Here is a 23,138-nt window from a genome sequence, read left to right on the forward strand (position 1 = left end):
GGTTGATCTGTCGAGACTTCACGCAATTTGATGCAACTGCGTGAAATAAAGACCTTGAAATTATGCGTCAATTGTAATGTTATAATATAACAATTCATCGTGAGGTAGGCTGAGTCGTTTCGGCCTGCTTCATTTCTACTGAGGTCTTTATGGCGTTATTACCCGTTACCGTGCTGTCAGGTTTTCTTGGCGCAGGTAAAACCACCGTGCTTAACCATATTCTGAATAATCGTCAGGGGCTGCGCGTGGCGGTTATCGTGAATGATATGAGTGAAGTCAACATTGATGCCGCGCTGGTCTCCAATGAAATCACCCTCGACCGCCAGCAGGAGAAGCTGGTGGAGATGAGCAATGGCTGCATCTGCTGCACGCTGCGCGAAGATTTGCTGATTTCCGTGCGCGAGATGGCGCAAACCGGGCGCTTTGATTATCTGTTGATTGAGTCGAGCGGCATTTCTGAGCCATTGCCGGTAGCTGAAACCTTCACCTTTGAAGACGAAGAGGGCAACAGCCTGTCGAAATTTGCCCGTCTCGACACGATGGTGACGGTGGTTGATGGCGTCAACTTCATGCAGCAGTATCAAGAGGCGCGTAGCGTGCAGGAGGCCGGGGAGAGTCTCGGCGAAGATGATGAGCGCAGCGTGACCGACCTGCTTATCGATCAAATCGAATTCTGCGACGTGCTGCTGGTGAGCAAAACCGACCTGCTCGACAGCTTCCAGCAGCGCGAAGTGATTGCGCTGCTGCAAAGTCTAAATCCAGAAGCTGACATCATTCCGATTGCGCCGGGCACCTTGCCGCTGGATCGCGTGCTCAACACCCATCGTTTTGATTTTGCCAAGGCGCAACAAGCGCCGGGCTGGCTAAAAGAGCTGCGCGGCGAGCACCAGCCGGAAACCGAAGAGTACGGCATCAGCAGCTTTGTCTACACCGCGCGCCGCCCGTTTGACCCCGATAAGTTCTATCGCGTGGTGCACGGCGACTGGGGCGGCGGCACCTTATTGCGCTCCAAAGGCTTCTTCTGGCTTGCCACTCGCCCGCGCCACGCGGGGAACTGGAGTCAGGCCGGGGGCATCGCGCGCTATGGTCTGGCCGGGACCTTCTGGAAAGCTTTGCCCGAACGCGACTGGCCGCAAGACGAAGAAACCCGCTCCCATATTATGGAAAAGTGGCAAGAGCCTTTCGGCGATATGCGCCAAGAAATTGTGTTTATCGGCCAGAACCTTAATAAAGAAGAGATCGTGCGCAGGCTCGACGACTGCCTGTTGAGCGTCGAGCAAATGGCGGAAGGTATTGATAGATGGCTAGAAATGGCCGATCCCTTCCCTGAGTGGTGATCCACAGGGACATTAGGGCTATTAGTTCAAAAGAAACAAGTAGTTGCATGGTTAGTGTGGTAATGAGAAAAATTCTCAACAAACCACTTTACAGACGATACTGATAACCATTATCATCCTTTCATCGCTTGAGGGAGACCTGCTTGGGCCTCTCTTAATCGGTACGACATTGCTCACATTGCTTCCAGTATTACTTAGCCAGCTCGGGTGCTGGCTTTTTTTTTGCCTCTTTTTAGCCGTTCTCCTCGCCCTTCACCTGAATATCATGTTTCTTCAGCATTCCGCGCAGTTGGTGATAAGTCACATCCAGCAAATCGGCGGCTTTGCGCTGATTAAAACGCGCCTGCTGCAAGGCTTGCTCAATTAACTGCTTCTCCTGCGTGTTGACCCACTGCTTCAAATTCACCGGCAGGGTAGGTAAAGCGCTGGCGGGCGGAGTCTCAGGTGCAGGCTCCTCTGAGGCCGCGTTATGGCGAGCAAAGGGATTAAGAATAATGTTGTCGAGGGGGACGTCGCTGCTGCCGTGGCGATACATGGAACGTTCCACCACGTTTTTCAGCTCACGCACGTTGCCCGGCCAGCGATAGGTTAGCAGGGTGTGTTCCGCGTGAGGGGTGAAGCCGGGGAACAGCGGCAGTGACAGCTCGCGGCACATCTGGATGGCGAAGTGTTCGGCCAATAGCATGATGTCCTGCTGGCGCTCGCGCAGCGGCGGCAGCTGAACCACGTCGAAAGCCAGCCTGTCGAGCAGGTCGGCGCGGAATTTACCTTCGGCGGCTAAGGCGGGCAGATCGTCATTGGTGGCGCACACCAGGCGCACATCCACCTGTAGCGGCTGGCTGCCGCCGACGCGTTCCAAGTGCCCATACTCAATCACTCGCAACAGCTTTTCCTGCACCAGCATCGGGGCGGTGGCTAACTCATCAAGAAACAGGGTGCCGCCGTCGGCGCGCTCGAATCGCCCAAGATGGCGCTTTTGCGCGCCGGTAAAGGCCCCCGCCTCGTGACCAAACAGCTCGGAGTCGAGCAGGTTTTCATTCAGCGCGGCGCAGTTCAAAGAGATAAAAGGTCCCTGCCAGCGCGGAGACAGATAATGCAGGCGGTGGGCGATCAGCTCCTTGCCGCTGCCGCGCTCGCCGGTGACCAGCACAGGTTTATTTAACTTCGCCAATTGAGAAACTTGCTCCAATACTTCGATAAACGCATTGGCTTCGCCCAATAGGTTGTCGGTGGTCTCGGTCATTATTTCTCCATGTACGGTGATTTAGCGGCTAAAATGGGTGGTGAAAAAAACTAATTTTTAGTTAATTTAATCATACGTCAAATAACCACAAATCGATCTAAAAATAAAAATAGATATAAATCATATGGATATTGAAATAAAAAAGTTGGCACGGGATTTGATATAGGTATTACACGCAGTCGTTTTGAATGGCTGGCAGTATTCACCGGTAACATGTAGCCGGACGTTTTAAGACTTGTTGCCCGGAGTTGCCGGAGGCCAACAGAAACAAAGAGGAATTTTGACTATGGGTATTTTTTCTCGTTTCGCTGACATCGTAAATGCCAACATCAATAACCTGTTGGACAAAGCTGAAGATCCACAGAAGCTGGTGCGCCTGATGATTCAGGAAATGGAAGATACGCTGGTGGAAGTGCGTTCTACCTCGGCTCGCGCCTTAGCGGAAAAGAAACAGCTCAACCGCCGTATCGAGCAAGGCGAAGCCCAACAGGCCGAATGGCAGGACAAAGCCGAGCTGGCTCTGCGTAAAGATAAAGACGATTTGGCTCGCGCCGCGCTGATTGAAAAGCAAAAGCTGGCTGATCTGGTCGCCACGCTGAAAAATGAAGTGACGGTGGTTGAAGAAACGCTGGATCGCATGAAGTCGGAAATTGGTGAGTTGGAAAATAAACTGACCGAAACCCGCGCTCGCCAGCAGGCGCTGACCTTGCGCCATCAGGCTGCGTCTTCTTCACGCGACGTTCGCCGCCAGCTAGACAGTGGTAAAATTGACGAAGCCATGGCGCGTTTCGAGCAGTTCGAACGCCGTATCGACCACATGGAAGCTGAAGCTGAAAGCGTTAGCATCGGCAAAAAGAAGTCACTGGACCAGCAGTTTGCTGAGTTGAAAGCTGACGATGAAATCAGTGCGCAAATCGCGGCATTGAAAGCTAAGATGCAAGGCAATCAGGACGCGTAATTCGCTTGAGAAACCTGCCTGTTCGCAGGCAGGTTGTTGCAGGATAAATGTCGTTCCCGGCAGTAATAAGACTCATAAGGAGATGCAATGAGCTTCCTGTTTTTAGCCATTCCACTGACCATCTTTGTGCTGTTTGTCGCACCTATCTGGTTGTGGCTGCACTACAGCAACCGATCGCAAAGTGGCAATCAGTTAACCCAGCATGAGAAGCAAAACCTCGCTCAGTTAACACAAGACGCGCGCCGCATGCGCGAACGTATTCAGGCGCTAGAAGAGATTCTGGATGCCGAGCACCCAAGCTGGAGGCAGTCATAATGGCGAAGAGTCTTTCAGAACGAAAGTTGTACCGCGTGCCGGAAGAGGGCGTGTTTAAAGGCGTGCTGGCCGGGCTTGCCCACTATCTTGGCGTGCCGGTGATGTTACTGCGCGTGATGGCCGTGCTGTCTATTTTCTTCGGCCTGTTTATGTTTACCGTCGTGGCCTACATCGTGCTGTGCTTTGTGCTTGAACCGGCTCCGGCCCATGAGTTTGATGATGAAAATCAGCCATCACCGAGAAATTTGCTGGATGAAGCAGACCGCGAATTGAAAGCCAGCGAGCAGCGTTTGCGCCAGGTTGAGCGTTACGTGACCTCGGAAACCTTCGGCGTTCGAAGCCGTTTCCGCCAGTTATAACATCCCTATTTGCCGAAGCGGCTTTGTGCGGCTTCGGACCCTTTCCTCCACCCGCTAAGGAGTTTATTTATGCGTACTCTGACTTCCTCGCTGCCGGGTAATCGCAGCCTGCTGAAGAAAGTGTTCAGATTCGCCGTTATGGTTGCACTGACTTTTGTGCCTGCTGGTATGGCCGCTCGCGTCCTGGGCGTGGTAGGAAAAGGTCCACTGCGTTATGTTTTAGCACTATTATTAGAGCCCCTGTTCAAAAGAATATTGACCTCGTTATTTGGGCGCTACGCCACGGAGAGCAATGAAAAGACTACAAAACGAGTTTAATTCACTGGTCAATCGCGGTATGGACCGGCACCTGCGCCTCGCGGTGACCGGTCTTAGCCGCAGCGGCAAAACCGCCTTTATTACCGCCTTCGTCAATCAGCTGCTGCACCTACACAGCGGCGCACGTTTACCCCTTTTCTCCGCCGCCCGCGAAGAGCGCCTGCTTGGCGTCAAGCGTGTGCCTCAGCGCGATCTCGGTATCTCTCGCTTTACTTACGATGAAGGCATTGCCCAGCTGCACGGTACGCCGCCGAACTGGCCGACACCGACGCGCGGCGTCAGTGAAATCCGTCTGGCCCTGCGCTATCGCTCCAATGAGTCGCTGCTGCGCCACTTCAAAGATACTTCCACGCTCTATTTAGAAATTGTCGATTACCCCGGCGAATGGCTGCTGGATTTGCCAATGCTGGAGCAGAACTATCTCGACTGGTCGCGGCAGATGGCGGGCCTGCTGCAAGGGGATCGCGCCGAATGGGCCAAGCCTTGGTTGGAACTCTGTCAGCAGTGTGACCCACTGGCCCCGGCCGACGAAAACCAGTTGGCGGCCATCGCTCAGGCCTATACCGACTACCTGCATCGCTGCAAACAGGAAGGTTTGCACTTCATTCAGCCGGGGCGTTTTGTCCTGCCGGGTGACTTGGCCGGCGCACCGGCGCTGCAATTCTTCCCGTGGCCTGAGATGCAAAAGTACAGCGACGCCCAGCTGGCGCAGGCCGACAAGAACAGTAATTTAGGCATGCTGCGTGCGCGGTTTGACTATTACTGCCAGTCGGTGGTGAAGGGCTTCTATAAAGACCATTTTGTCCGTTTCGACCGCCAAATTGTGCTGGTGGACTGCCTCCAGCCCTTAAACAGCGGGCCGCAGGCGTTTAACGACATGCGACTGGCGCTGACGCAGCTGATGCAGAGTTTCCACTATGGCAAGCGCACGCTGTTCCGCCGGCTGTTCAATCCTTGCATCGACAAGCTGATGTTTGCCGCCACCAAGGCTGACCATATTACGGGCGATCAGCATGCCAATCTGGTGTCGCTGCTCCAGCAGCTGGTGCAGGAGGCGTGGCAGAACGCCGCCTTTGAAGGCATCAGCATGGACTGCGCGGGCTTGGCCTCGGTGCAGGCCACCGAAACCGGGATTGTGGAATATCAGGGCCAGTCAGTGCCTGCCTTGAAGGGGCATCGTCTGCAAGACGGCGCGCCGCTCACCGTGTTCCCCGGAGAAGTGCCTGCCAGACTGCCGGGCGCGGCATTTTGGCAGCAGCAGGGATTCCATTTTGATGAATTCCGCCCGCGCGAAACCAGCGTGGACGCGCCTTTGCCGCACATTCGGCTGGACGCCGTGATGGAGTTTTTACTGGGAGATAAAATGCGATGAGCGAACCTATCAAACCGCGTATTGATTTCGAACAGAGCATCAAGGAGCCGGAACAGCCCGTGTTGCGCGCCGGTCAGGCCTTTGACGGCGTTCAGGCCGAGCGCTTTCTGCCGGTTTCCAGCGAAGCCGAGATTGAGCAGCAAGAGGGCGAAGCCGAGGCGGTGATTAACCGCGCGCTGAAGCCGCGTCGCAGCCTGTGGGGCAAAATGGTGCGTCTTGGCGCCGCCGTGTTTGGCGTCAGCGTGATAGCTCAGGGCGTGCAGTGGGTGCATACCGCGTGGATCCAGCAGGATTGGGTCGCGCTGGGGGCTTGCACCGCGGGCGGGCTAATCGTGGTGGCGGGCGTCGGTTCACTGCTCACCGAATGGCGGCGTTTGTATCGCCTGCGCCAGCGTGCCGACGAGCGCGACGTTGCTCGCGATTTGCTGCACAGTCATGGGTTAGGGCAGGGGCGCGCTTTCTGTGAGAAGTTGGCCGGGCAGGCCGGGCTGGATAAAAGCCATCCGGCCTTGCAGCGTTGGCAGGCTTCTCTGCACGAAACCCAGAATGATCGCGAAGTGGTTGAGCTTTATGCCCGGCTGGTCCAGCCGGTATTAGACGCTCAGGCGCGGCGCGAAATCAGCAACTCGGCTGCCGAGTCGGCGCTGATGATCGCCGTCAGCCCGCTGGCGCTGGTGGATATGGCCTTTATCGCCTGGCGCAATTTGCGTTTGGTGAATCGCATCGCCGTGCTGTATGGCATTGAGTTGGGCTATTTCAGCCGCCTGCGCCTGTTCCGACTGGTGCTGTTGAATATCGCTTTTGCCGGGGCGTCTGAACTGGTGCGCGAAGTGGGTATGGACTGGATGTCGCAGGACTTGGCGGCTCGCCTCTCGGCCCGCGCCGCGCAGGGTATTGGTGCCGGGCTGCTGACGGCCCGTTTAGGTATCAAAACCATGGAGCTTTGCCGCCCGCTGCCTTGGCTGGAAGGGGATAAGCCGAAGCTGGGTGATTTCCGCAGTGAGTTAATCGGCAAGCTGAAGGCTAGCATGGTGAAAACCGATAAGCGCAATGTTGGGGTGTAGCTAATTGGTTTTCGGTAAAAAAGATGCGGCAAAAAGAAGGCGCTCACCGAGGTGAGCGCCTGTATGAACCCAATCATAAACTCAGGTTGTGAGCTATTAGGTTAGATACTCTTTACTGCCAAGACTAGGTGGTCAGATAGTCGTTAGCTTTACCCAGCGCGTCTGAAATTTGGCCATAAGCCTTATCCACCGCATTACTGGTATCATCTACCGCTTTTTGACCAAAGTTTGACAGGCGGTCAGCAAATTTATTTACATCTTCCGACCAACCAGCACCATTAACCATTTCAATGTCACGTTCTGTTAACTGTTTCATCTTGGGTCATCCTCTTAGTTTGTGAAAACTGAGATCCCGACGTCCTGAGATCCGATGAATACAGGAGTAAGAAAGATATTTGTTTCGTACTCATGTCTTCATGTGACTTAAGCCTAGGACACTCAGCGGCTGAGGGGATTAGGAATAATCTCCATAAATGTAATATCTATGTAATTTATTGATTTTAAGTGAATTAAAATTTTATTTTTTTTGATATTTATATTTATCCGTCATTCATCATTCTTGGCGATTATTAAATAAGCTAATGAGAGCATTGCGAAAATGTCTATTTCCCGCTGATCAGTACGTTTAGTTTTTGTTTATTTAAAAGCCTGAATTTATATAACTATTTTGCTATTACTTAGTAGGTAATCAGCAAAGGAAATATTCACGCAGCGTAATTGAATAGTAGAGCCGATATTTTTAAATTGGTGATAAATAAAGCAGAGGTAAACTTTATCAATAAATTCATCTATTTCAGAGGAATCACAGTTGCCACTTAACCCACCCCTGACTATCTTTCAATGAACATTATCCAGAGGTTTCAACATCATGTTCATTGAGGGTTAAGCTAGATGCTCTTTCGCAAAGAAGTAAATGAACATCAACAGAACCACTGGGCCGGTAAGGCACTTCTGTTAGCGGGGTGGCCGGTTTGGGTGGTCACCTCGCTGACTGCTCTCTTTCTTATCGCGCTGCTCAGTTTCTTGATTTTCTCCAATTACACTCGCCGAATTAATGTGAGTGGCGAAGTGATCACCCAGCCTCATAGCATTAATTTATTCAGTCCGGAGCAGGGTGTGATCACTAATCTGATGGTGGAAACCGGCAAAACGGTCAAAAAGGGCCAGCCGCTGTATCAGATTGACGTCAGCCGGGTGACCCAGGCAGGTAATGTCAGCACCACCACGCTGTCGGCGATTAATAAACAGCGTGACCAGATAGACACCATCATCAATCAGTTGCAAAACAACAAGCGCACTACGCTGGACAATTTGCAGCAGCAGCTCGAGCAGTATGAGAAGGCGCACAAGGTGTCGCAGGACATGGTAGCGTCGGCGCAGCAAGGGCTGGATGCGATGAAAAAAAGCATGCAGAACTATGGCGCGTATCAGCGCAAGGGATTAATTAATACCGATCAGCTGAATAACCAGCGCTATCTGTTCTATCAACAGCAAACCTCTTTCCAAAGCCTTAATACGCAATCCATCCAAGAGTCATTGCAGATAACCAACTTGCGCAGCGAGCTGGTGACCCGCGCCGCCGATTTCGACAACCAGATTTCGCAGTACGGCGTGCAGCGCAATGACTTAGACCGCCAGCTGGCCGAGGCCGATGCTAAAGGCTCGCTGCTGATCACCGCGCCGACCGACGGCAAGATCTCCTCACTCAGCGTGACGCCGGGGCAGATGGTCAATGCCGGTGACAGTCTGGCGCAGCTGGTTCCGGCCAAGAATTCACCTTTCTTCCTGGTGGCATGGTTGCCGAATGAAAGCGTGCCTTACGTCAAGCCGGGGGAGGAGATCAATATTCGCTACGAAGCCTATCCGTTTGAAAAATATGGCCAGTTCCCCGGAAGAGTGGAGTCCGTTTCCTCCGCGCCGGTGTCCGAGCAGGAGCTGAACTCTTACTCTAGCGCGCCGAAGAACCCTAATGGCACGGTCAGCGGGCCTTATTACAAAGTGATTGTTTCCTTAGATAAAAGCCAGCTCAACTGGCATGGCGAAACGCTCAATTTATCCAGTGGCATGAAAGCGGAGTCTACGATGTTCCTCGAAAAACGCCCGCTCTATCAGTGGATGCTATCTCCGTATTACAGCATGAAGAAAAGTGTGGTGGGGCCGATCAATGAATCTCGATAACGTGCGCGAACTGGCAAACAGTCTGCATTTCGGCTTCCGGCATAAAGTCCCGCAAATCATCCAAACCGAGGCCGCCGAGTGCGGCTTGGCCTGTCTGGCGATGGTCTGCGGTTATCACGGCAAGCATGTTGATTTGCAGAGTCTGCGCCAGCGTTTTGGTATTTCGTCTCGTGGCGCGACCCTGCGCACCCTCATGGATATTGCCACCTCGGTGGAGCTGAAGTCTCGCGCCCTTAAGCTCGACATTGATGAGCTGAACGCGCTGAAAACCCCCTGCATTCTGCACTGGGATCTTAACCATTTCGTGGTGCTGGTGGCGGCGAAGCAGGGCAAAGTGATTATTCACGACCCGGCCTTTGGTCAGCGCTCGCTGGGTATCCGCGAGGTGTCTGAACATTTCACCGGCGTGGCGCTGGAGCTGTGGCCGGACAGCGGCTTTACCTCGGAAAAGCCGCGCGTTCGCCTGAATCTGCGCAAAATGATGGGCAACGTCAGTGGCTTAATCCCCGCGCTGACCAAGATTTTCTGCCTATCGCTGATGATTGAGTCGGTCAACCTGCTACTGCCGGTCGGCATGCAGTTGGTCATGGACCACGTGATCCCCGCCAAAGACCCCGACCTGCTGACCCTGATTTGCCTCGGGCTGCTGTTCTTCATCATCTTCCGCACCGGCGTGAGCATGCTGCGTGCCTGGACCTCTTTGGTGATGAGTACGCTGATTGACGTGCAGTGGAAAGCGCGGCTGTTTGACCACCTGCTCAAGCTGCCGCTGGACTATTTCGAGAAGCGAAAACTGGGCGATATTCAGTCGCGCTTTACCTCTCTCGACACGCTGCGCACCACGCTGACCACCAACGTGGTCAACAGTATTATCGACGGCATCATGTCCATCGGCCTGATTGTGATGATGGTGCTGTACGGCGGCTGGCTGATTTGGGTCATTCTTGGCTTCACCGCGATTTACGTCATCTTCAGGCTCTCCACCTATAACGCCTATCGACAGGTGTCCGAGGAGCAAATTGTCAAAAGCGCCCGTGCCGGTTCCCACTTTATGGAAACCCTGTATGGCATCAGTACGCTGAAGGCGCTGGGGCTGTCGAAGACGCGCGCCAACTTCTGGCTCAATATGAACATTGATAACGCCAATGCCACGGTGCGCAAGACTAAGTTTGAGATGATGTTTGCCGGCGGTAATACGCTGATTGCCACTCTCGATCAGGTGGCGTTGCTGTGGCTGGGGGCGAGTCAGGTGATTGACGGCCATATGACATTAGGGATGTTTGTCGCCTTCAACACCTATCGCGGGCAGTTCTCCGAACGCGCGGCCAACCTGCTCAATATGGTTTTACAGCTGAGGATGCTTTCGCTGCACCGCGATCGTATCGCCGATATCGCGCTGACCGACACCGAGAAGAGCCTGCCCGAGCGCGAACTGCTGCGCGGCGGCGAGGCGGCGTCCCTCGACGTGCGCGACCTGGTGTTCCAGTATGACAGCCTGTCCGCGCCATTAATCAACGGCCTGAACCTGTCCGTGGCGGCGGGAGAGAGCGTGGCGATTGTCGGGCCGTCGGGGCAGGGTAAAACCACGCTGATGAAGATAATGACCGGGCTGCTGTCGCCTACGCAGGGCCGCGTGTTAATTAACGGCATGGATATTACTACCGCCGGTTTGAACAATTACCGCAGCTGTATTGCCTGTGTGTTGCAGGACGACACGCTGTTTGCCGGTTCAATTGGCGAGAACATTGCCAGCTTTGATGAGCAGAAGGATGAGGCGCGCATTGTGGATTGTGCTCGCCGTTGCAACATTCATGATGATATTGAAAAGATGCCGATGGGCTATGAAACGCTGATCAGCGAACTGGGCAACAGCTTGTCTGGCGGCCAGAAACAGCGGTTATTGATTGCCCGCGCGCTCTACCGTCGCCCGGCGATTCTGTTCCTTGATGAAGCGACCAGCCATTTGGATCTGGATAATGAATCCAAGATTAATCAGGCCATCAGCGAACTGGAGATCACCAGGATCTTCATCGCCCATCGGCCATCCACCATAGAAACGGCAGATCGGGTAATTAAGCTCGGGTAGGGATTGAATCAGGTCTTCTCTTCGGGATTGGGGGGAAGGCTTGTTTTGAGAGGTGATTGGTATGTAATCAGAAAATAGAGCTAACAACTGATAGTTATTTGGATTTTATTTTTTGTATTTTGAAAAGGAACACAGAGTTACTGCTTTAAGATGGTGGTGGGGGAAGGATTCGAACCTTCGAAGTCGATGACGGCAGATTTACAGTCTGCTCCCTTTGGCCGCTCGGGAACCCCACCACGAAATTCGTGGATTTCGAATTGTTTACTACATACTGCATTCAACGCTTCGGCTGTTGCGGTGAACGGGGCGCATAATACCAAATGAAACTGCGGTGTAAAGCCCTGAAACCGCTAAAAATGTTCGTTTGTTGTTTTTTTGCCCTTGGCGGTGCTTCTCTGAACAAAAAACACCGCCAATTTAGGCGAATTAGAGAATAACGGTGCGATTTCCGTAAACGAACACGCGCTGGGCGAGTACGCGATACAGCGCGCGACTCAGCACGTTTTTCTCCACGTCACGACCGGCGCGCATCATATCTTCTGCCGTATAGGTGTGATCGACGTTGATGGTGTCCTGCATGATGATTGGACCTTCGTCCAGACTGTCATTCACATAGTGCGCCGTCGCGCCAATAATTTTCACGCCGCGCTCATAGGCCTGATGATAAGGGCGCGCGCCGATAAAGGCGGGCAGGAAGGAGTGGTGAATGTTGATAACCTGATGCGGATAATGCTGTACAAAGCCCGGCGTCAGCACGCGCATGTATTTCGCTAACACCACGTAATCCGGCTGATATTGGTCGATTTGCTCCATCATTGCGCTGTCATGCTGCTCGCGCGTCAGGCCTTCGTGGCTGACTAAGTGGAACGGAATATCAAAACGCTCAACCAGCGTTTGCAGCGTGTCGTGGTTGCCAATAACTGCGGCGATTTCAACATCCAAACCGCCATAGGCCGATTTCATCAGCAAATCGCCCAGACAGTGGGCTTCTTTGGTCACCAAAATCACAATGCGACGGCGATCGGTGCTATGCAACTCGCGCACTGAGCCTTTCGGCAGCGCGCTGTCGAGATCGGCCAATAACGTATTATCGTTGAAAATCCCTTCAAGCTCTGTACGCATGAAGAAACGCCCGGTGCGGTGATCAACGAACTCGTTGTTTTGCACGATGTTCAATTCATGCTTGTAACAAATGTTGGTGATCTTGGCGATCAGGCCCTTAGCATCCGGGCAAATGGTGCGTAATACCTTAGTTTGTATATTTTGTTGCGGCATGGGGGTGTGGATCCTGTCCTAAGCGTCTACTGGATATCGTTAAAATAGTGCGGGCAGAATCAGCGACCGCAACACTTCTTATATTTTTTACCTGAACCACAGGGGCAGCTGTCGTTCCTGCCCGGCTGGGGTTTAATTCCGTCAATATAGTACCAGCGTTCATTCACGCGAAGAAAGCGCGAACGCTCGTGAACTAAATGAATCTCTTCTGTATCTGGCTCTTTAAAACGAGCGGCAAATTCTACATAACCTTCATCTGCCTGCTTACCCGGCTGTGCGTCGATGACGTTCAACCCCAGCCAATGGGTATTTTTAAAACCCTCTTCGAGACTCTCTCTCCAGCGTTCTGGCTGGCAGTCTGCATGCCAGGTGGCAATCAAATAGTCAGCGTCTTGCATGGCATAAGCACTGTAGCGCGAGCGCATCAAGGCTGAAGGCGTCGGGGCAATTTGGGCGTTAAGTAAAAAAGGCTGGCAGCACTTTTCGAATACTTCTCCGCTCCCGCAAGGGCAAGGCTGTGACAAAATAACTCCTGAATGGCGTTGGCAGCGCAAGGCGCGCTATTGAATGCAAGTTGGCGATATGTTACCTAACAACCTCGCTGGCTGACAACGCACTTACTGAGGGTTGTTCCTCGGTCATTAACTCGTCCTTGCACGAATCTGACAATTCTGACAAGCAAAATCGGGTTTTATGGGCCACTATTAAGAGAAGATATGCAGGGGGACCCCGATGGATAAGCCACTTACAAGCAAGCACATTCTGATCGTCGAAGACGAAGCCGTTTTCCGGTCGGTGCTGGCGGGGTTCGTGAGCTCGTTGGGGGCAACCTACACGGAAGCAGTTAACGGCCTTGATGCGCTTGAGCTGGTAGAGGACCATCCCCCGGACCTGATTTTGTGCGATTTGGCGATGCCAGAGATGGGCGGCATTGAGTTTGTTGAAAACCTGAGATTGCAGGGGATCAAAATTCCCGTGCTGGTTATCTCCGCCACTGACAAAATGACCGACGTCGCCACCATGCTCAGACTGGGCGTGGAAGACGTGCTGCTAAAGCCAATCAATGACCTCCAACGGCTGCGCGATGCCTTGCTGACTAGCCTCTATCCAAAACTCTTCTCTTCCGACGTTTTGCAAAAAAGCGATCTGATGAATGACTGGGAAGCCTTGTGTCGCAACCCCAATGAAGCCGCAAGGCTGCTGCAAGAATTACAGCCTCCGGTGCAACAAACCTTGGCTGGCTGCCGGGTTAACTATCGCCAGCTGACGATGGCCGAAAATGCCGGTTTGGTGTTGGACATCGCGGCTCTCTCTTCTAAAGATCTCGGTTTTTACTGTCTCGATGTGACACGGGCGAAAGAAAACGGCGTCTTGGCGGCTTTACTGCTGCGGGCGATTTTCAACGGTTTATTGCGCGAGCACCTGAGTAACCAACACCAACGCCTTCCCCAGATGTCAACGCTGCTTAAACAAGTTAATCAAGTGTTCAAACAGGCACGACTTGAAGGTCAGTTTCCGCTGCTGTTGGGGTATTATCACGCCGAGCAAAAGAACCTTATTTTGGTGAGCGCCGGGCTGCATGCCAACGTAAATACCGGCAGTAATCAGATTCAATTGAGCAATGGCGTGCCTTTGGGCACCACCGGCTCGACCTTTTCGAATCAAATAAGCCAGCGCTGTGACGCCTTCCAGTGTCAGGTGTGGGGCGCCGGTGGCCGCTTAAGGTTAATGCTTTCGACTGAATAACAGGCTGGAGAAAGATGACTGCTTTTGAGAGCCTGTTCAGTAGCCAAATAATGGATTTTGAACGCCTGCTTTTCTGGTTTTTCTCATTCTAGTCCGCTGTTTTGTCATCCAAGGTATGCCTTTGAAGGCGCGCTACACAGCGAACCTGTTATACTGCGCGGCAGTAATAATAGCGGGTGTTCTGAATCCCCTTAAAAATTTTTACGCTAGGAATTTTCCAATGAAAGTTACTGTATTTGGTATCGGTTATGTTGGACTGGTACAGGCTGCGGTTTTGGCTGAAGTTGGCCATGAAGTTCTCTGTATTGACGTTGATGCGAAAAAAGTCGAAAACCTGAAGAATGGCCAAATCCCGATCTTTGAGCCAGGTCTGACCCCACTAGTGCAGCAAAACTATGAAGCTGGGCGTCTGCGTTTCAGCACTGACGCCAAAGAGGGCGTAGCCCATGCCCAGATCCAATTCATCGCCGTGGGTACGCCGCCGGATGAAGATGGCTCGGCAGATCTGAAATACGTCACCGCGGTGGCCCGCACTATTGCTGAACATATGACATCGCCAAAAGTGGTGATTGATAAATCCACCGTTCCTGTCGGCACCGCGGATAAAGTTCGCGAAGTGATGAGTGCTGCTTTAGTCGCGCGTGGCTGTGAGATTGCTTTTGACGTCATCTCCAACCCAGAATTCTTGAAAGAGGGTGCGGCAGTTGCCGACTGTATGCGTCCTGAGCGAATTGTTATTGGGACAGATAACCCCAACGCCATCGATCCTATCCGCGAACTCTACGAACCTTTCAACCGCAATCATGATCGCATGATCCTGATGGATATCCGCAGCGCCGAGCTGACCAAATATGCCGCTAACTGTATGTTGGCGACTAAAATTAGTTTCATGAATGAAATGGCTAATTTGGCTGAGTTACTGGGTGCCGATATTGAAAAAGTGCGTCAGGGCATAGGTTCAGACTCCCGCATTGGTTATCACTTTATCTATCCTGGCTGCGGCTATGGCGGTTCCTGCTTCCCAAAAGATGTTCAGGCGCTTATTCGCACTTCTGAACAGATTGGTTACCAGCCGAAAATATTACAAGCCGTTGAGCAAGTTAATTATCAGCAAAAATATAAGCTTCCTGAGTTTATTTATCGCCACTTTGGTAAAGACCTGCAGGGTAAGACCTTCGCATTGTGGGGCCTTTCATTTAAACCTAATACCGATGACATGCGCGAAGCGTCAAGCCGGGTGCTGATGGAGCAATTGTGGGCGGCAGGTGCAAAAATTAAGGCTTATGATCCCGAAGCGATGAATGAAACTCAGCGCATCTATGGTCATCGTGACGATTTAGAATTAATGGGAACCAAAGAAGCAGCGCTTCATGGGGCCGATGCCTTAGTCATTTGTACCGAATGGCAAAACTTCCGCGCGCCAGATTTTGACGTGTTAAAAGACGCGTTAAAAAATCCGGTTATTTTCGATGGTCGTAATTTGTTTGACCCTGAGCGTTTGCTTAAGCGTGGCTTTACTTACTACGCGATTGGCCGTGGCGCCTCAATTAATCCAGTTTTATAGGGGAGTATATGAAGTTTTTAGTGACAGGAGCTGCTGGATTTATTGGATGCTTTGTGGCCAAAAGGTTGCTGGAAGAGGGGCATCAGGTCGTCGGCATTGATAATCTCAATGACTATTATGACGTTAATCTGAAATTATCCCGTCTTGAGCTTCTGACGAATAATTCAAATTTTGAATTTATTAAATTAGATCTGGCTGATCGCAGCGGCATGGCGGATCTTTTTGTCACCCACCAGTTCGAGCGCGTGATTCATTTGGGTGCTCAGGCCGGTGTGCGTTATTCGCTGCAAAACCCTTTAGCCTATGCTGATTCTAATTTGATCGGCTTTGTTAATGTGCTGGAAGGCTGCCGCCATAATAAAGTGGGGCACTTGCTGTACGCCTCATCCAGCTCGGTTTATGGCTTAAATAGAAAGCAGCCGTTCTCTACTGAGGATTCGGTTGACCATCCTATTTCATTGTATGCCGCCACCAAAAAAGCCAATGAGCTTATGGCTCACAGTTATTCGCACCTTTACGGCGTGCCAACCACTGGGCTGCGCTTCTTCACCGTCTACGGCCCTTGGGGGCGTCCAGATATGGCCTTATTTAAGTTCACTAAGGCTATTCTGGCGGGTGAGAGCATTGATGTTTATAACCACGGCAAAATGAACCGCGACTTCACCTATATTGACGATATCGCAGAAGCCGTGGTGCGCCTGCAGGACGTCGTACCGGTGGCGAATAAGAACTGGACGGTTGAAGAGGGTTCCACCGCCGGCAGCTCAGCGCCTTATGTGGTGTATAACATCGGTAACAGTGATCCCATCAGCCTGATGACCTATATCAAAGCGCTGGAAACGGCTCTGGGTATTGAAGCGAACAAGAATATGCTGCCAATGCAGGCTGGGGACGTGTTGAACACCAGCGCGGATACAGAGGCTTTGTATAAGGCGATTGGTTTCCGTCCTGAGACGTCAGTTGAGCAAGGCGTAAAACGTTTCGTGGAGTGGTATCGCGAATTCTATCAGCGGTAACCGCAATCCGGATAACAGAGGCTGCTTAGGCGGCCTTTTTTATGCCCGCATTTTTCATAGATGGGGAAGTGATGGATATTTCATCGATGCGTTAACGGCATTCAAGTATTGATAGAAGGAAATATATGCAGATTTAAAAATGAAAAACCCGCCTCGAAAGGCAGGTTTTTTTCAAAACGTATTAAGCTGAAGCGGTAATACTTTATTACATCAAGAAGATTACAGCAGGAAATCGTCGAGTGATTTACCTTGCTCTTCGATAGCTTTCTTGATCACAGCTGGAGTACGACCTTGGCCAGTCCAAGTTTTGTTTTCGCCGTTCTCGTCGATGTATTTGTATTTAGCAGGACGCGCAGCACGTTTCGCTTTACCAGTAGCTTTAGTAGCAGCCATAGTTTGCAGCAATTCGTTAGGGTCAATGCCATCGGCAATCAGCATTTCACGGTATTGTTGCAGTTTGCGAGTACGTTCTTCGATTTCAGCAGCTGCCTGAGTATCTTCTTCGCGGCGCTCGTTAACTACAACTTCTAATTTCTCAAGCATCTCTTCCAATGTTTCCAGAGTACATTCTCTTGCTTGGGCACGGAGAGTACGGATGTTGTTCAGAATCTTTAATGCTTCGCTCATTATACTAGTCTCGAATTATATTGGTGGGGGGCGTTGAGCTAATAATAGATTGCTCTTTAGCGTTCTGCAATAGACAATTTGTTTAGTTCACTCGAATTTACCAATTAAAAGCATAATTACATTAGCTGATAAAAATATAACCGTCTTAAAGAGCACTATTTAACGGGTGGCTGTAAGCTAAATTTCAATATGTTGGCAGGCGTTTTTTTGTGACTTGATGCAGCAGTTTTTATAACTCAGTGGCCACAGCTCACAAATAAGTTGAGTTCTAACCCACGCCTGGTGTGGCTTGTAATGTAAGGGGAGCGTTAACAAGTTCTTGTCTATTAGTGCCACGGCTGAACAGTTTGAGAACACTAAATGCTTAGGCAACTGAGGTTAAGGGGTGGTGCTTAATAAGGCTAAATGTTGTTTTAGTTCTGTTATATGGGGCTTGGCGCGGGTTCTATGACCGGCTAAAAAAGCAAAACACTTATAAACTTTAAACTTATTCCTAATATTCGATTGTAAATAACTGTGACTTTGAAATTTGAAATAAAGCACTGTTTTACGGCCACTTGCTGCTCGCTAACAAGCGAATGTCAGTCAGCGTAAGGCTTATGATACAATTGGCAACTTAGTGGTTAACCTTTCAATATACTTACGGAGTCACCATTTTATGGCTCAGCTTTATTTCTACTATTCGGCCATGAATGCAGGGAAATCGACCTCTCTACTGCAGTCATCTTATAACTACCAAGAACGTGGTATGCGCACCTTGGTATTAACTGCAGAGTTTGACCATCGCTTTGGCGTGGGGAAGGTGAGCTCGCGTATCGGATTGTCTTCGCAAGCCCAGTTATATAATAAAGATAGCGATCTGTTTGGCTTGGTTGCACACGAGCATCGTGAGCAGACCGTGCACTGCGTATTAATAGATGAAAGCCAGTTCCTCACTAAAGCACAAATTGCACAATTAACCGATGTTGTGGACAGTCTGGATATTCCCGTTCTCTGCTACGGACTGCGGACAGACTTCCGGGGTGAGCTTTTTGAAGGCAGTGAATATCTCTTAGCCTGGGCTGATAAGCTGGTCGAGTTGAAAACCATCTGTCACTGCGGTCGTAAGGCGAATAGGGTGCTGCGTCTGGATGAGCAAGGCGAACCTATGCACGATGGCGCACAGGTGGTTATAGGCGGCAATGAGAGCTATGTATCGGTATGCCGTAAGCACTTTAAAGAGGCCATGGCGGCATGCGCTGAGAAGGCCCCAAAGGCGTAATAAGCCGCGTTATATTTAGCTAAAGCACTCAAACTTGAGCACAAATAAAAAACCCGCCATAAGGCGGGTTTTTTCATAATCACTTTTTAATCTTCACTTAATGATTATTTTTTAGCGGACTTCTTTTCAGCTTTAAATACTGGAGCAGCAGTAACCACTTCTGCCTCTTCTTCTTCGGTGAATTTACGACCGTAGTAAGTGTCCATCAGAATCTGTTTCAGCTCGGAGATCAGTGGGTAACGTGGGTTAGCACCGGTACACTGGTCATCAAAGGCATCTTCAGACAGTTTGTCCACTTTCGCCAGGAAGTCAGCTTCTTGAACACCCGCTTCGCGAATAGAGGTTGGGATACCCAGCTCAGCTTTGATTTCATCCAGCCAGTTCAGCAGTTTCTCAATTTTCTGTGCAGTACGGTCGCCCGGTGCACTCAGACCTAAATGGTCGGCTACTTCTGCATAGCGACGACGCGCTTGTGGACGGTCGTATTGGCTGAAAGCGGTCTGTTTAGTTGGATTGTCATTGGCGTTATAGCGAATAACGTTGGCGATCAACATCGCGTTAGCAAGGCCGTGTGGGATGTGGAACTCTGAACCCAATTTGTGGGCCATGGAGTGACAGACACCCAAGAAGGCGTTGGCGAACGCGATACCCGCGATGGTCGCAGCATTGTGAACACGTTCACGAGCCACTGGGTTTTTCGCGCCGTCTTTGTAGCTGGCTGGCAGGAACTCTTTCAGCAGTTTCAGCGCTTGCAGAGCTTGACCGTCTGAGTATTCGTTAGCCAGAACAGAAACGTAAGCTTCCAGTGCGTGAGTGACTGCGTCCAGACCACCGAAGGCACAGAGTGACTTAGGCATGTTCATCACCAGGTTAGCATCAACGATAGCCATGTCTGGTGTTAACGCGTAGTCAGCCAGTGGATATTTCTGACCTGTCGCATCGTCGGTTACAACGGCGAATGGCGTGACTTCTGAACCCGTACCTGAAGTGGTGGTGACGGCGATCATTTTCGCTTTCACACCCATTTTCGGGAATTTGTAGATACGTTTACGGATGTCCATGAAGCGCAGTGCCAAATCTTCGAACTGAGTCTGCGGATGTTCGTACAGTACCCACATGATTTTGGCTGCGTCCATTGGTGAACCACCACCCAGTGCGATGATCACGTCTGGTTTGAAGGAGTTCATCTGCTCAGCACCTTTGCGAACGATGCTCAACGTTGGATCAGCTTCCACTTCGAAGAAGACTTCAGTTTCGATGCCGTGACCTTTCAACACGCTGGTGATCTGGTCGGCATAGCCGGCATTAAACAGGAAACGGTCGGTTACGATAAAGGCGCGTTTTGCACCATCGGTCGCCACTTCTTCCAGAGCGATAGGTAATGAACCGCGACGGAAGTAGATAGATTTCGGAAGTTTATGCCACAACATGTTTTCTGCTCGCTTCGCTACAGTTTTCTTGTTGATCAAATGTTTAGGACCGACGTTTTCAGAGATGGAGTTACCACCCCATGAGCCGCAACCTAAAGTCAGTGATGGAGCAAGTTTGAAGTTGTAGAGGTCACCGATACCACCCTGAGACGCCGGAGTGTTAATCAGGATGCGCGCGGTTTTCATTTTGTCGCCAAAATAGTTTACGCGTTCTGGCTGATTGTCCTGGTCGGTGTACAGGCAAGAGGTATGGCCGATACCGCCCATCTCTACCAATTTCTCGGCTTTCTCTACCGCGTCTTCGAAGTTCTTAGCGCGGTACATCGCGAGGGTAGGGGACAGTTTTTCATGAGCAAAAGGTTCTGACTCATCAACGTTTTTCACTTCACCAATTAATACTTTGGTGTGTGAAGGCACTTTGATGCCGGCCATTTCAGCGATTTTAGTCGCTGGCTGACCCACGATAGCGGCATTCAGGCCACCATTTTTCAAGATGATATCTTGAACTGCTTTCAGCTCTTTGCCTTGCAGCAAGTAACCGCCATGAGTGGAGAAACGCTCACGAACGGCATCGTATACGGAATCAACCACGATAATGGACTGTTCAGAAGCACAGATAACGCCGTTATCGAAGGTTTTGGACATCAGGATAGAAGCAACAACGCGTTTGATGTCAGCGGTTTCATCCACCACTACTGGGGTGTTACCTGCGCCTACGCCGATGGCTGGTTTACCAGAGCTGTATGCCGCTTTCACCATGCCTGGACCACCGGTAGCGAGGATCAGGTTGATGTCTGGGTGATGCATAAGTTGGTTGGAAAGCTCAACGCTTGGCTCGTCAATCCAGCCAATCAGGTCTTTTGGTGCGCCCGCCGCGATAGCAGCCTGCAGTACAATATCTGCAGCTTTGTTGGTCGCATTTTTAGCGCGTGGGTGTGGGGAGAAGATAATACCGTTACGGGTTTTTAAGCTGATCAGCGCTTTAAAAATCGCAGTAGAAGTTGGGTTGGTCGTCGGTACGATACCGCAGATGATGCCGATAGGTTCAGCGATAGTGATGGTGCCGAAGGTGTCATCTTGTGACAGGATACCGCAGGTTTTTTCGTCTTTGTAAGCGTTGTAGATATATTCAGAGGCGAAGTGGTTTTTGATGACTTTGTCTTCAACAATCCCCATTCCAGATTCTTCAACAGCCAGTTTCGCAAGTAAGATACGGGCATCAGCAGCGGCCAACGCGGCGGCACTAAAGATCTTATCAACTTGCTCTTGGGTGAAGTTAGCATATTCGCGCTGGGCTTTTTTGACTCGTGCTACGAGTGCGTTCAATTCAGCGACATTTGTTACAGCCATAATGCTCTCCTGATAAAGTTAAACTCTTTTAGTAAATAATCCGCCAGAATTCAGTATAGCTGTGCTATGACATACCGTCCGATACAAATTTACACATTTATTATCAGTCGGTTGCATCTGTCTCATTATTTGCTCAAACAGCTTTTAATAAGGTTGAACATCCTGTAGGAGAAAACGAGTTAACTTCGCCAGCTTGCAAGGTGTTTATCCTGTCGCCTACTCACTGACTACGTGAAAAGCATACTCACTTGGGGGCAGGCGATTTTTGATCTGGATCACTAAAGTGACTTGCTGACACCTTTCAGCAGGCCGTTAATGAGATTGGTTATCCTTAACCCGTTTTTATTTAACAAAATGTGCGAATTTTGGTCGGATTGACCCCTATTATTTTTAACATCAGCATGAATCACTGCTTATATTAAAAAATCTGGTGGTACGCGCTAAAAAGTCTCGTGGAATCCCAGCGGCAATTACAGTACATTAGCGCCCATTGAAACCTTCCTCTTCTGGCGTGTTGTGCGGAGTTCTGCGTGAGCCAATCTCTGTTAGATCTTTCAGGCTATATCAAATTTTTCGTCGGGCTATTCGCATTGGTTAACCCAGTGGGGATCTTGCCGGTCTTTATTAGCATGACCAGCTACCAAGCCGCCGCCGGTAGAAACAAAACCAATATGACCGCCAACCTGTCGGTGGCCATTATATTGTGGACAGCTTTATTCCTCGGCGACGCCATTTTGCATATCTTCGGCATCTCTATTGATTCTTTCCGTATCGCGGGCGGCATTCTGGTGGTGTCCATTGCGATGTCGATGATCAGCGGGAAGTTAGGCGAGGATAAACAGAACAAGCAGGAGAAGTCGGAAACGGCGATCCGCGAAAACGTCGGGGTTGTGCCATTGGCGTTACCTTTAATGGCGGGGCCGGGTGCCATCAGTTCGACCATTGTCTGGAGTTCACGTTTCCACGGTTGGCAGAACCTGTTGGGTTTGACCGTAGCCATTGCGCTCTTTGCTTTCAGCTGTTGGTTGCTGTTCCGTGCAGCACCTTTACTGGTGAGACTGCTTGGACAGACCGGCATTAACGTCATCACCCGTATTATGGGCTTGCTGCTGATGTCACTGGGTATTGAGTTTATCGTGACCGGGATTAAAGCTATTTTCCCTGGTCTGCTGCAATAATATTCTTCGGGCTACTCTTTATCTTTCTAAACATTCGGTTATTGGTGCCTACAGTATTAACTTTGCTAATAACCGAATGCCTCAATATAGTGCAACTAATGACTTATTTATGACCAGTTGCACCTAAATGTGGCTTAAACTCCTTTCCTGAGCCTATTTATAACTCAAACAGCTATTTCTATACGTTTCCTTCCCCAAAAAATCCCTTTTTTATGACTTTCTCTGCCCGAATCGATGTTAATTTAACCACATCATTCTGTAGGGCTTGTGCATGCTGTATCGAGATGTTATTAGTGTTTACTCTGTCAGAAACAGCCATTTATTCTTCAAACCTACAAAATGTTAACTTTTTGTATCAGTCGAATTTTTAAACAGAAGCGTAAGATGGCTGTAGGTTATAAATCGATTAAAACAGAATAAAAGCAATAAGTTAGATAAGCATCCCTTACTGGCATGCCAGA

Annotated in this window: 20 protein-coding genes and 1 tRNA gene; 14 read left to right on the top strand and 7 right to left on the bottom strand. The window is 50.6% G+C overall.

Features of this window, described 5'->3' with window-relative positions:
* Positions 1-149: 149 nt before the first annotated feature.
* Positions 150-1,337 carry a zinc metallochaperone GTPase ZigA gene (gene zigA, locus ACT3RR_RS07305; protein WP_496200016.1) on the top strand — a complete coding sequence of 396 codons (1,188 nt, stop codon included), beginning with the start codon at positions 150-152 and terminating at the stop codon, positions 1,335-1,337.
* A 232-nt stretch (positions 1,338-1,569) separates the two neighbouring features.
* On the opposite strand, the gene pspF is transcribed toward zigA, so the two are convergent.
* Positions 1,570-2,580, bottom strand: coding sequence for a phage shock protein operon transcriptional activator (pspF, locus tag ACT3RR_RS07310; RefSeq protein ID WP_486030478.1), 1,011 nt, complete (start codon positions 2,578-2,580; stop codon positions 1,570-1,572).
* Between the two features lie 286 nt (positions 2,581-2,866).
* Here pspF and pspA point away from each other — a divergent pair, with 286 nt between their 5' ends.
* The 6 genes from pspA to ACT3RR_RS07340 all read left to right on the top strand — a co-directional run bounded on the left by pspA (position 2,867) and on the right by ACT3RR_RS07340 (position 6,966).
* Positions 2,867-3,538 carry a phage shock protein PspA gene (pspA, locus tag ACT3RR_RS07315; protein WP_034791066.1) on the top strand — a complete coding sequence of 224 codons (672 nt, stop codon included), beginning with the start codon at positions 2,867-2,869 and terminating at the stop codon, positions 3,536-3,538.
* Positions 3,539-3,625: 87 nt separating this feature from the next.
* On the top strand, positions 3,626-3,853 hold the full coding sequence (gene pspB, locus ACT3RR_RS07320) for an envelope stress response membrane protein PspB (protein ID WP_034791064.1): 228 nt from the start codon (positions 3,626-3,628) through the stop codon (positions 3,851-3,853).
* A complete protein-coding gene (gene pspC, locus ACT3RR_RS07325; RefSeq protein WP_396130463.1) occupies positions 3,853-4,212 on the top strand; it encodes an envelope stress response membrane protein PspC in 360 nt (119 codons plus the stop codon). Before pspB ends, pspC begins: the two co-directional genes overlap by 1 nt.
* A gap of 69 nt (positions 4,213-4,281) precedes the next feature.
* Positions 4,282-4,530, top strand: coding sequence for a phage shock protein PspD (locus ACT3RR_RS07330; RefSeq protein ID WP_496200017.1), 249 nt, complete (start codon positions 4,282-4,284; stop codon positions 4,528-4,530).
* On the top strand, positions 4,505-5,902 hold the full coding sequence (locus ACT3RR_RS07335; RefSeq protein WP_486030481.1) for a YcjX family GTP-binding protein: 1,398 nt from the start codon (positions 4,505-4,507) through the stop codon (positions 5,900-5,902). The genes ACT3RR_RS07330 and ACT3RR_RS07335 overlap by 26 nt, the downstream gene beginning before the upstream one ends.
* Complete coding sequence (locus tag ACT3RR_RS07340; RefSeq protein WP_353502380.1) at positions 5,899-6,966, top strand: TIGR01620 family protein; 1,068 nt, start codon at positions 5,899-5,901, stop codon at positions 6,964-6,966. The genes ACT3RR_RS07335 and ACT3RR_RS07340 overlap by 4 nt, the downstream gene beginning before the upstream one ends.
* 124 nt (positions 6,967-7,090) lie before the next feature.
* Here the strand turns inward: ACT3RR_RS07340 and ACT3RR_RS07345 are convergent, their stop codons facing one another.
* Complete coding sequence (locus ACT3RR_RS07345) at positions 7,091-7,282, bottom strand: chemotaxis protein (protein WP_496200018.1); 192 nt, start codon at positions 7,280-7,282, stop codon at positions 7,091-7,093.
* Between the two features lie 575 nt (positions 7,283-7,857).
* On the opposite strand from ACT3RR_RS07345, the gene ACT3RR_RS07350 reads away from it, so the two are divergent.
* On the top strand, positions 7,858-9,144 hold the full coding sequence (locus ACT3RR_RS07350; RefSeq protein ID WP_396130467.1) for an HlyD family secretion protein: 1,287 nt from the start codon (positions 7,858-7,860) through the stop codon (positions 9,142-9,144).
* Positions 9,131-11,230, top strand: a complete 2,100-nt coding sequence (locus ACT3RR_RS07355) for a peptidase domain-containing ABC transporter (protein WP_496200019.1) — start codon at positions 9,131-9,133, stop codon at positions 11,228-11,230. Before ACT3RR_RS07350 ends, ACT3RR_RS07355 begins: the two co-directional genes overlap by 14 nt.
* 151 nt (positions 11,231-11,381) lie before the next feature.
* Here ACT3RR_RS07355 and ACT3RR_RS07360 read toward each other — a convergent pair.
* The 3 genes from ACT3RR_RS07360 to ACT3RR_RS07370 form a co-directional block, all read right to left on the bottom strand.
* Positions 11,382-11,466, bottom strand: a tRNA-Tyr gene (locus ACT3RR_RS07360).
* Positions 11,467-11,656: 190 nt separating this feature from the next.
* Entirely contained in the window at positions 11,657-12,505 is an 849-nt protein-coding gene (purU, locus tag ACT3RR_RS07365) for a formyltetrahydrofolate deformylase (RefSeq protein ID WP_034791047.1), read from the bottom strand.
* A gap of 59 nt (positions 12,506-12,564) precedes the next feature.
* Entirely contained in the window at positions 12,565-13,029 is a 465-nt protein-coding gene (locus ACT3RR_RS07370; RefSeq protein WP_353502376.1) for a YchJ family protein, read from the bottom strand.
* Between the two features lie 208 nt (positions 13,030-13,237).
* On the opposite strand from ACT3RR_RS07370, the gene rssB reads away from it, so the two are divergent.
* From rssB to ACT3RR_RS07385, 3 genes are all read left to right on the top strand, one after another.
* Complete coding sequence (gene rssB, locus ACT3RR_RS07375) at positions 13,238-14,251, top strand: two-component system response regulator RssB (RefSeq protein ID WP_353502375.1); 1,014 nt, start codon at positions 13,238-13,240, stop codon at positions 14,249-14,251.
* A gap of 220 nt (positions 14,252-14,471) precedes the next feature.
* Positions 14,472-15,815, top strand: coding sequence for a UDP-glucose dehydrogenase family protein (locus ACT3RR_RS07380; RefSeq protein WP_353503984.1), 1,344 nt, complete (start codon positions 14,472-14,474; stop codon positions 15,813-15,815).
* Between the two features lie 8 nt (positions 15,816-15,823).
* A complete protein-coding gene (locus tag ACT3RR_RS07385; protein ID WP_496200020.1) occupies positions 15,824-16,831 on the top strand; it encodes an NAD-dependent epimerase in 1,008 nt (335 codons plus the stop codon).
* Positions 16,832-17,050: 219 nt separating this feature from the next.
* Here the strand turns inward: ACT3RR_RS07385 and hns are convergent, their stop codons facing one another.
* Positions 17,051-17,458, bottom strand: a complete 408-nt coding sequence (gene hns, locus ACT3RR_RS07390) for a histone-like nucleoid-structuring protein H-NS (RefSeq protein WP_034791036.1) — start codon at positions 17,456-17,458, stop codon at positions 17,051-17,053.
* A 658-nt stretch (positions 17,459-18,116) separates the two neighbouring features.
* Between hns and ACT3RR_RS07395 the strand changes: the two genes are divergently transcribed.
* Positions 18,117-18,719: a thymidine kinase gene (locus tag ACT3RR_RS07395; RefSeq protein ID WP_353502373.1), complete on the top strand. Its 603-nt coding sequence runs from the start codon at positions 18,117-18,119 to the stop codon at positions 18,717-18,719.
* Positions 18,720-18,823: 104 nt separating this feature from the next.
* Here ACT3RR_RS07395 and adhE read toward each other — a convergent pair whose 3' ends face one another.
* The gene (gene adhE / locus ACT3RR_RS07400; protein ID WP_353502372.1) at positions 18,824-21,499 is read right to left on the bottom strand and encodes a bifunctional acetaldehyde-CoA/alcohol dehydrogenase; all 2,676 of its coding nucleotides are present in this window, start codon (positions 21,497-21,499) and stop codon (positions 18,824-18,826) included.
* Positions 21,500-22,029: 530 nt separating this feature from the next.
* Between adhE and ACT3RR_RS07405 the strand changes: the two genes are divergently transcribed.
* On the top strand, positions 22,030-22,677 hold the full coding sequence (locus ACT3RR_RS07405) for a YchE family NAAT transporter (protein WP_353502371.1): 648 nt from the start codon (positions 22,030-22,032) through the stop codon (positions 22,675-22,677).
* Positions 22,678-23,138 lie beyond the last annotated feature (461 nt).

The sequence above is a fragment of the Ewingella sp. AOP8-B2-18 genome (genome assembly GCF_052376015.1).
GTDB classification, from domain to species: domain Bacteria; phylum Pseudomonadota; class Gammaproteobacteria; order Enterobacterales; family Enterobacteriaceae; genus Ewingella; species Ewingella allii.